The organism is Rothia sp. HMSC076D04 (assembly GCF_001814645.1).
Taxonomy (GTDB): domain Bacteria; phylum Actinomycetota; class Actinomycetes; order Actinomycetales; family Micrococcaceae; genus Rothia; species Rothia mucilaginosa.
Genome location: NZ_KV817372.1, coordinates 19,506 through 29,226, shown reverse-complemented (window position 1 = coordinate 29,226; position 9,721 = coordinate 19,506). Strand labels below are relative to the sequence as shown.

Here is a 9,721-nt window from a genome sequence, read left to right as displayed (position 1 = left end):
TATTACGAAACGCTGAATGTTGAAGACCAGGATACGGTGGGGTTTTACACCCGATCAGGTGAGCAGATTGCTGCTTTTGGTCCCCTGACTCACAAGAATTACCGGCTCATGGCGATCGTACGGTTCAGGATTGAGCAAGAACGTTGGCCTGACATGAATAATCCCACTGATGTAGCTCAGGTAGATAAGCTGGACAATGGCTATATGACCATTCCTTATTTCAGGGGCCGGGAGAAGGTCACTGGCCTCGCTGACGTCGATATGTAGCACCGCATAGAGAAAGCCCCCGCGGCCGAGAGTTCACCCTCTCAGCCGCGGGGGCTTTCTGCATACCAGCGGTGGCTCACCTGAGCGCCACCACCACCCGTCGGTGAATGGTCGCCTGGTCTTGACCCGGGCCTTACGCCTAGTTAACTTTCTGGTCGATTAGCCCATAGAGCGCATCATGTTGCTCTATATTTCCGCCTATCAGAGCTTTTTATCTGCATAGAGTATTCTTGGGGAAGGTACGCCACCTTCGGGTGGCGCGCTTCCGGATATTCACCAACCACACGAAACGAGAACCCACCATGCGCACTTTCCTCACTGTCTTCTGGGGTGTTGATGCGTTTGGCGCGCTGGTGCGTGTTGAGTACTTTGATAGCGCCCAGCCTGAGAATGCTTGGGTGAAGGTGCTGGTCACTGATGAGGGTGCCCGCGTTCGCGCAGTATGCGTCTACAGTGTGCAGGATGAGGCGAAGGCCGACTCCCAGTCGGCTGAGTTTGCCTCTGCTGTTGAGGATGCTCAGGCGTGGCTTCCGCAGTGCCCGGAATCCGTGGAAGTTGAGGGCGTCACTCTGGTGCCGGTCTCGACGAGCGTGTTCTCCTATGACGGTAATGATTCGCGTCTTTTGCAGGTTTCTTCGGATGGTTCTGGCTCGTCGCTGAACTATGGCGCGGCTGGGTTCGTGAACTCTGTGGCGTCGTGGGGCTCTGCTGAGGATTCGGCAGTGTCCTTCTCCCTGCTGTGCGCTTCTACTGATGGTCGTGTTCTTGCTGCCGGTGGTGCGCCTGCTGGTGTACCTGAGTTTGGTGTACCCTCAACCGGTGCTGGTGCCGCTACTGGTTCTGTGGCTGGTTTTGATGCTTCGGTGATGCACCCGCTGGTGTGGGATGAGAATTCTTTTGTTCCGCGTGTGCTGGGTGTGGGCGGCTCGTCGATGCCTTCTGTGGGTTCGTTGGTTCCTGGTGCTGGTTCTGGTGCCGGTTTGTTGGATCCGTATGGTTGGGCTTCTTTGGGTGTTGTTGCGCCTGCTGTGCCTTCTGCTCAGGGTGCTCCTGCTGGTGGTGTGCCTGTGTTGCCGGATTCGCTGGTTGGTGTTTCTGCGGCTTCGGGTGTGGTGCTGGGTTCTACTGGTTTTGAGGTGTTGGGTGCCCGCGTGGTGGATTCGCGTGTGGCTCGTTTTACGGCGCCTGATCCTTTGGTTGCGCCTGTGGGTGCTGGTTGGGGTGCTGATCCGTTCTCGTTGGTGGGTGGTAACCCGGTTTCGTTGGTGGATCCGTGGGGTTTGTCGCCGGTATCGGTGGAGGAGTTCGAGAAACAGAAGGCTGTTGCCGCCTCTGTAAGGAATGTCTTGGAGTACGTGGCTGGCGGTGCGATGGTTATTGCTGGTGCTGTGATTGGTGCTGTTGGTGCTGGTACTGGCCCTCTTGGTGGTGCTGTCCTTGGTGGTCTTTCCGGTGCGCTTATGGGTGCTGGTATGTCGGTGCTCGAGCAGAAAGTTAAGGGTGAACGAGTAGATTGGTCCAAGGCAGGTCAAGAAGCCGTGAAGGGAGGTATTACCGGTGCTGTGACTGGTGCTCTTACTGGTGGTTTGGGTAATTTGAAAAAAATAGCTGATGCTGCATCAAAGATGACTAAGATAGAGAAGGCAGCTGAAGCTGCTAAGGCTACTAGGCTTGCCCAAAAAGCGGCGGAAGCGGGTGCTCTTGCATCGAAATGGCATAAGGTAAAGACTGCTATAACACCGTATGCACATGAGTTTGGGATGGGGTTGAAAGAATCGAGGGTACTTGAAGATATTGTGAAGGATACTGTCTCTGGTGGCATTAATAGTGCAGTATCGTATTATATGGATGATAACGTGAAAAATAAGAGCGTTATGGGTGGTGTCGAAATGTTTTTCTCAGGTGCAGGTGGTTCAATGGCTAGCGCAGGTGCATCTGGCATGATGAAGCGCAAAATGGGTGTCACTGGGTATGCAGGTGACTTGAAACGCATGGGTATTCGAGGCCGTGCAACGGATGTGGCTGCAACTACTTTTGCTGATACTGCTGGTGGAATCTTTAAGAGTGGCGTTCAATATTCTACGGAAACTCATATGAAGGGTGAAGAATATAAGATAGATAAATTGATTGGAAAAATTGCCGATAATATGAGAAAGGATGCTGTAAAATCCGCCGTGAAATCGTCTGTAAAGATGGATGCAGATGTAGCTCAAAAATATCGTGATAGGGGTCAATGGTATGCTTTTCGGGCTGCCGAAATAGCCAATAATCCAGTCGGTGCTGCTGAGCGAGGGCTAGATAACATAGCGCAACGAATGGCAGGACCTATGTTTAACCGACTGATAGACCGTAACTAACTAGTAGAAGTAATTATGAGAGGGCATTGGATGAGTATAATCTATTATTATTATATAGGTGCGTAAGAATGTGCAAAAAATATCCGAATACCTGGAAGCAGGAATATCGATTTGCAATAATTCTTGGTATTGCGCTCATAGTATTTTATTCATGTCTTCAATTTTATCTCCATGATGATAGTCATGGGTCCTATTCTATCTGTACTGTAGAGTCTGCCTACACTAAAGAACGGGGTGGAATGCTTGGAAACATGAATGATGTTGCACTCATTGGTGTTTTTGAAACAAAAGAATGTGGTGTTATTGAAATGTATGCCGTACCGGAGGGTAAAAATATTCCGGAATATGTTTCTGAAGTTAAGGCAGGGAAGAAGTATAAGATGTATAAATCATTAAGTACAAGGAATGATGATAGAGATTTTAATACTGTTCGCCTTGAAGAAATTAAAGAATAGTATATATTAAGTCGAATAGTAGGATGGAAAAGCCCTTGGGCTGAGAGATGATCTCTCAGCCCAGGGGCTTTCTGTGTACCAGCGGCTACTCACCTGAGCACCATCGTTAGCGGGTGATAATTGCGAAGTCGCTGCTGGACAGGTTCGTAAAATTACCAATCTGCGCGTTCAGGCGGCACTTAGACGTCACCGACAGAGCCGTCACCACCCGCTGATCCTCAGACACCAACACATGCCCCGAACAACCATCCGAAAAACTAATCAACTGAGCATCCGGAGAAATCGCCTGAACCAGCGTCGAAAACTCACCCGTACGCGGCAAAACCATCAACGGATTCAACTCATCCGCACCACTGGGCCACACCGGAACCACCGTCACCGGCAAAACACTCTGATTCACCACACGAGAAGGAACCCGCAACTCAATCGACCGCAAACGCTGAATCGGGTACGCCGTCGAACGAACCTCCCTGTCAGAAATAGCCTTCGACGTCTCAGAATCAATACGGTTCACCCACTCCTCAAAAGCACGCGAATCCTTAAACTCAGCAGACACATTCGCCCGAACCTGCACCACACCATTAGCCGGGATGCTCACCCCAGACAGATTCCACGAACACGGAACATCCACCGCAGTCACACTCGACTGATTCTTCGACACACCAGAAGACGCCTGACCGGCATCCCACGTCACCGAAGCACACGAACCACCCTCAACACCGGGAAGCACCTGCAAAATATCGCCCCGAAGAGCCGACTTCTGCGACGAAAACTCAAACGTCAGGCGGGCGCTCTTATCCCGCGGGTTATACGTACCCTCAATACGGGTACCCAAACCACTCGGCAAAGACGCCGAACTACGGCTCGAAGCAGACCATGACTCAGCCGTCTTAGACGAACCCTTACCGCCGCTCAAACCCACAAAAGCGAGCACACCCACAAGAATCAAAGAACCCAGGATAGCGCCCCATACCAGCGGGCGGCGCAACGGCGAACGGGCAGGCTCCTCTTCCTCAACAACCTCATCAGGCACATATACCGGCTGCTCCACCACAAAAGGAGCGCGGATAACCGTCTCATTCTGCGCCTGACCCAGCGACGGCATGCCCGCACCATACAGTTCCGTAACATTCTGCCCAGGCACCGCAGAAACCGCAGGCTCAGCACCGTGAACCACCGTAGGCGTATAGCCCACAGCACCCGAAGACACCTCAACCCACCGAGGAAGCACCGCATCAGCAGCGAAACCCTCAGCCAAAAGACGTAGCTTAGCGGCAGCCTCAGCCGCGCCAGGACGCTGAACCGGGTTCTCCGCCAACATCCCGTGGAGCACCTCAGCCACCTCAGCCGGAATCTGCGGCGACACCTGCACCGCACCACCACGCGCCGGAAGAGGACGCGCCGCCACCAACAACTCATGAAGAGTCACCGCGCACGCATAAACATCCACCGCCGGAGTAGCCACACCATGCGCAGAACGCTCCGGAGCCATATACCCCGGAGTACCAGAAAACGAACGAGAAGCCCCCGAACCCGCAGAGCCAGTAAAAGAAGCAATACCGAAATCAGCCACACGAACCTGCTGATCCAGAGACTCCCCCAAAACACCGCTCAGCAGAACATTCTCCGGCTTAATATCCAGATGCATCACGCCCTGACGGTGAGCAAACTCCACCGCATTCAGAACCTGCACCATCAGACTCAACGCCAAACGAACCGGCAACGGACCCTCAGAATCCAGCTTCTGACGCAACGAACCGCCATGCTGAAACTCCATCACCAGAGCTAGCACGCCACCCTCAACAACCATGTCCGTCAACGGCACAATATGAGGATGCGACAGCGCCAACAACACCGAACGCTCACGCACAAAAGATTCAAGAACCACAGGGTTCTCCGCAAGCTCCGGACGCAAAACCTTCGCCGCATACAGAGCCCACGAGCCGCTCATCGTAGCAGCCCACACCTCACCGACCGCGCCAGAACCCACCCGGCGCACCAAACGATACGAAGAGCCAAGGGGAGCGCCCGCAACCAGACCCCCCGCAGGCTGACCAGCAACCTGCGGGACAGGATGAGCATCACGACGCTCCGAGCCGGAGTACTGCGGCGAACCAGCAGGTACAGTCACGGGCTAACTCCTTAACATCAACTTCACAACAAGCAGGAAGACTCCCCAGACGGGGCGACCCCTACAGCAAAATAGCCGGTAAAGTTACACCATACCTCACCACACGCCAGACAAGCCCTACAGCCCGCCACGGTGCTGAGAATCCTCAGGGCTCATCAGCTGCACCAGAACCGGCGACCCGGCAAGGAACGCGTAGCCACGACCAACGCTCAGCTGAACCGGGGCGCGCCTCGGAATAGAACCGAACATGTCCATATCCGTATCAACATTCGGCTGAACCACAGCACCAGTACGGAACTTGCGAATAGCCTTCGTCCAATGGCTATACAAAGGACGCAAATCAGTCGGCTTACCCGTAGCAATAATGTGAACGTCCGGGAAATCACCCTTCACAATCGCATCAAAAACGTTCATCGGGTCATCCACGCGGTCACCATCATCAATCAGCAACAGCACCGGGCCCGCGGCATCCTGCAAAGCCGCCTGCACCTGAGCAGAAGCATTCTTGCTCTCAAACACCCGGTCAAAAACGCCCTCCGGCGCATTCACCAGACCGGAACGCTGGTCAAAGACAGCCCAAACCTCCGGAACCTCAGCGGCATCCATACGTGCGTTCTCCGCTGCGATAGCGTCACCAGACGCCAACGCGGCAGACACCGCCTGCTCCGCCGCAGCCTTCGCCCGAGAAACCAGACGAGCAAACGCAACCAGCAGAGAAGACTTACCCGAACGCGGATTACCCGCAACCATGGCGTGCTCACCCTCATACAGCTCGAAAGCGCACGCCTCCAACGTAGCCTCCGCAATACCCACAGGGATACGCCACAGGCTCGGAGAAAACTCAGCGGCAGGCATGCTCTCCCACGAAACCCACGTCGGCAGCTGACCAATCACATCACGCTTAGCAGGAGCCTGCGGGAAGCGCTCACGAATCATAGAGACAGCCTCCTCCACGCCAACAGCGGGAGTAGCCACCTGCATCTGACGCAGACGCTTCGGGTCAACACAACGGCCGGGAACCGCAGCCGGAACATTCGTACCGCGAATACCATGCGAGGAATAATCGTGAATATCGCTCAGCTGGAAGAACCACGTCTGCAACGAAGCATCAAGAATCTGCGAGGGAATATTCTTCGCGCGGCTCGTCGACACCACGCAGTGAATACCAACGGCAGGGCCATCCGCATACACGCGGTAGAAATTCGCCAACAGATCCATGCTCACAGCGTCAGAGAACTCATCACGCAGCGTCGCAAAACCATCCAAAACAATGAAAAGAGGCTTACGGCGTGACGCATCAGCACGGCGAGCATCAAGCTCCGACTTCACAAAACGCAAGAAACGAGCCTGACGTTCCCTAGCGCCCTGACCGGTACCCACAGCAGAAACAACATGCGGCAAAGAACCCAACGGCAACAAGCCATCAGCGCCCATATCCACCAGAACAATATCAATGTCCTCCGGCGAATAATGCTGAGCCAAACCCAACACCACAGACTGAATCGTCGTAGTCGTACCACTACCAGCAACACCCACCAACAGCAGGTTGCTCATCTCAATATTCCAGCCCATAGGCACCTGACGCTGCAGCTCAGGCTCATCACCCAAAGTACACATCAGAACACCGTCCCGGACACCACCCACAGTGGGAAGATCCGGATCGGGGAAGCCACGCACACCAAAATCAGCCAAATCAACATACGAACCCAACGGCTCAGGCCACACCTTACGAGGAGCAACCGCACCACGAGCCGCGTGCGCCGCCACAACAGCATCAATCAGCAAATCCAGGTCATTCGCATCACTCGACGACACCTTCGGGCGCGCACGCTCTGAACGAGGAATACCGATACTATCGGTCGCGCGAACCTCCAGAGAAGTCACCACCTCAGTGCCACTCTGACCCGTCACCAGGGCAGTCTGCACCGGCGAAATATCGTTCTGACCCAGCTTCACATAGGCGCGACCCATCTGCGAACGCGAAATCTCCGAAGCATCCGGAACACCAATCACGTTCGAAGAATCCTCACGACTCTGCACACGCAACGCCACACGCAAGTTCGTATTCGCCAGAATATCGTCATTCACCACACCGGCAGGACGCTGAGTCGCCAAAATCATGTGCACACCCAGGGTACGACCCACCGCACCAATACTCACCAGCGACGACAGGACATCCGGGAAGTCCTTCGCCAGCATCGCAAACTCGTCAATTACCAGCAGCAAGCGAGGCATCGGCTCCGGCGGGTTCGTCGCCAAATAATCCTTAATGTTGTCCACACCCTCGCCAGCAGCCGCAAACAGGCGCTGACGACGGTCCATCTCCGCCTCCAACGACTCAATAGCGCGGTGAGCCAACTGAGCATCCAAGTTGCTCAAAGTACCAATCGTATGCGGCAGACGCTCACACGTCTTAAATGCCGCACCACCCTTAAAGTCAACCAGGATAAAGTTCAAACGGCTCGGATCATGGTGAGCAGCCAAACCCGCCACCAACGAACGCAAAAACTCACTCTTACCCGAACCGGTGGTACCACCCACCAGACCGTGAGGACCGTCCTTCACCAAGTCCAGCGTGAACGCGCCAGAGTCGCCCACACCAATCTCAGTACTGAAACCATTAGCCTGCGACCAAAACGCCTCAATATCCTCAGCACCCGGAGGGGTCGGCAAACCAACCAGCTCAGGCAGCTTCACCAGCTGAGGCAAACCGCCGCCCAGAAGCAGACGCTCAGGGTCCTCATGATGCGCCAAAGTACGCGCCACATGAAGAGCATCCTCAGCACTCACACCGGCGAGCACACCGTCAGTGACCGTGTAACGGCGGCGAGGCTCCGAATAGGTCATAGAAGCCTCCTCACCAATCTCCACGACCGAAGTACACGACGCAGGAAGACGATCAACAGAAGAAGCCAACACAATACCGGCAACACGGCGAGCGCCCGCAGCGGCAGTCTTATTCGCCATCAGACGCACTTCATCGCCGTACGCCAAAAGGTCGCGTGCCGGCGACTCACGGCCCTCAGTGAGGGTATCCGAATCAACGACCACGCACAGGCCGCGGGTCGGAAGAGACTCAATGTCGTTGTAAAGAGAGCGCAACATCTGATCCGACTGCTCCTTACCAGAAGCAAACCAACGCATCTGCTGGTTCTGCGCCATATGCATGTGCGGAAGCCACGACGTCCACACCCAGTCCTGCGAGCGCGCCGAATCAGCACAGACCGCAATCGTCATATCAGCAGGACCCGTGTGGGTCGCCGCCTGCAGCACCAGGCTACGCGCCAAGGCAAGAGACTGCTCACGCGGACCCACAATACCGATAGCGCCTCCCTCACGCAGGTCAGCAACCAGCGGGGCATCCCATAGAGTATTGTGCTCAAGAATATGCTGAACCTCAGGCTCAGGATTGCTCGGCTTCGTCAGCTCAGGAGCCCAATGAATATGCCCAGTACCCACATGGAAAGTCAACAGGTCAGGGCTGGTGCTCCGGCGGCGCCACAGCGTCATTGCAGGAAGAAGCGCTCGCAGCTGAACGGCATCCGGTGCCGGGGCAAGGTCGTGAAGACGCTCAATTTCCTCACGGTTACTCAGAGCGATACGTTCCTTGAACTTCTCCATTTCCTGCTCAAAACGCACACGCTCCTTCACCTTATCCTTAGCGTGACGACGTTTCTGCTCCACCCACATGCCAATACTCAGAATGGGGCTGAGCATCGCGAAAAGGGCGTAACGAATTTCCTGCATAATGGCGACCATTGCCGCAGCCATAATAATCGGACCCACCGCCATAGCGATATTGAACTTCGGCGGGTCAGAAACGTTCTTGCGGGTAGGTGCCTCCACCTTATCCGGGGCGCTCAACGCACCCTGACGCGGCGGACGGTTAAACGGTGCAGTACCCGACGCGCTCACATTCGGGGCGCTACCGGGGCGAGGCGCAGCCTTCTCCTGAGGAGCAGGCTGCAGAGTCAGAACACAATCCCCAACATGGATAGTGGTGCTCTCAGAAACAGTCAGACCCTCCTCAGGGATTTTCTGACCGTCCACAAAACTACCGTTCGTAGAACCCGGGTCAGTGATGCGCACCTTCTGAGTGTTTGTCGACTCATCATGAACCACCTGCAGGTGCAGATGCTCCCACGAGGCGCTCGCCGTGGGCAGCACAATGTCGGCGTACGGGGAACGACCCGCCACCAGAGGACGCGAAGAAGGGATAGGGTGCGGCAGGGTAACCGTCGAACCGCCGCTCAAGCAGACGCTCCAGCCCTGCACCAGGGAAGGGTAGGAGAGCGGTGCCCTAGAGATGCGCATACCCTCCATCGGCTTGACCTCCGCCAGGGTGGAGGACGCCGTCACCGGGCGGTTATCGCAGTACAGCGGCTCGTCGGCAGGCAGGGAGGGACCACCGGTCGCCTGGACGAGATCAGCGATGGTCGTCTCAGGCTGCCAGGAGTCTAGTTCATAGCTCCCGTTATGCTCTTCAAGGTCAAGGAAAAAGCGCATAAGGT

The 9,721-nt window shown here is 55.4% G+C and carries 4 protein-coding genes and 1 pseudogene; 3 read left to right on the top strand and 2 right to left on the bottom strand.

What is annotated here, in order from left to right:
- The 3 genes and pseudogenes from HMPREF2980_RS07865 to HMPREF2980_RS09530 all read left to right on the top strand — a co-directional run.
- Positions 1-267: pseudogene (locus HMPREF2980_RS07865) on the top strand (hypothetical protein); the annotation flags it as partial.
- A 230-nt stretch (positions 268-497) separates the two neighbouring features.
- Positions 498-2,624: a hypothetical protein gene (locus tag HMPREF2980_RS09645; protein ID WP_246823707.1), complete on the top strand. Its 2,127-nt coding sequence runs from the start codon at positions 498-500 to the stop codon at positions 2,622-2,624.
- Between the two features lie 239 nt (positions 2,625-2,863).
- On the top strand, positions 2,864-3,079 hold the full coding sequence (locus HMPREF2980_RS09530) for a hypothetical protein (RefSeq protein ID WP_049340862.1): 216 nt from the start codon (positions 2,864-2,866) through the stop codon (positions 3,077-3,079).
- 106 nt (positions 3,080-3,185) lie between these two features.
- Here HMPREF2980_RS09530 and HMPREF2980_RS07850 read toward each other — a convergent pair whose 3' ends face one another.
- Entirely contained in the window at positions 3,186-5,210 is a 2,025-nt protein-coding gene (locus HMPREF2980_RS07850) for a serine/threonine-protein kinase (protein ID WP_049340860.1), read from the bottom strand.
- A 117-nt stretch (positions 5,211-5,327) separates the two neighbouring features.
- On the bottom strand, positions 5,328-9,716 hold the full coding sequence (locus HMPREF2980_RS07845) for an FtsK/SpoIIIE domain-containing protein (RefSeq protein ID WP_070691287.1): 4,389 nt from the start codon (positions 9,714-9,716) through the stop codon (positions 5,328-5,330).
- Positions 9,717-9,721 lie beyond the last annotated feature (5 nt).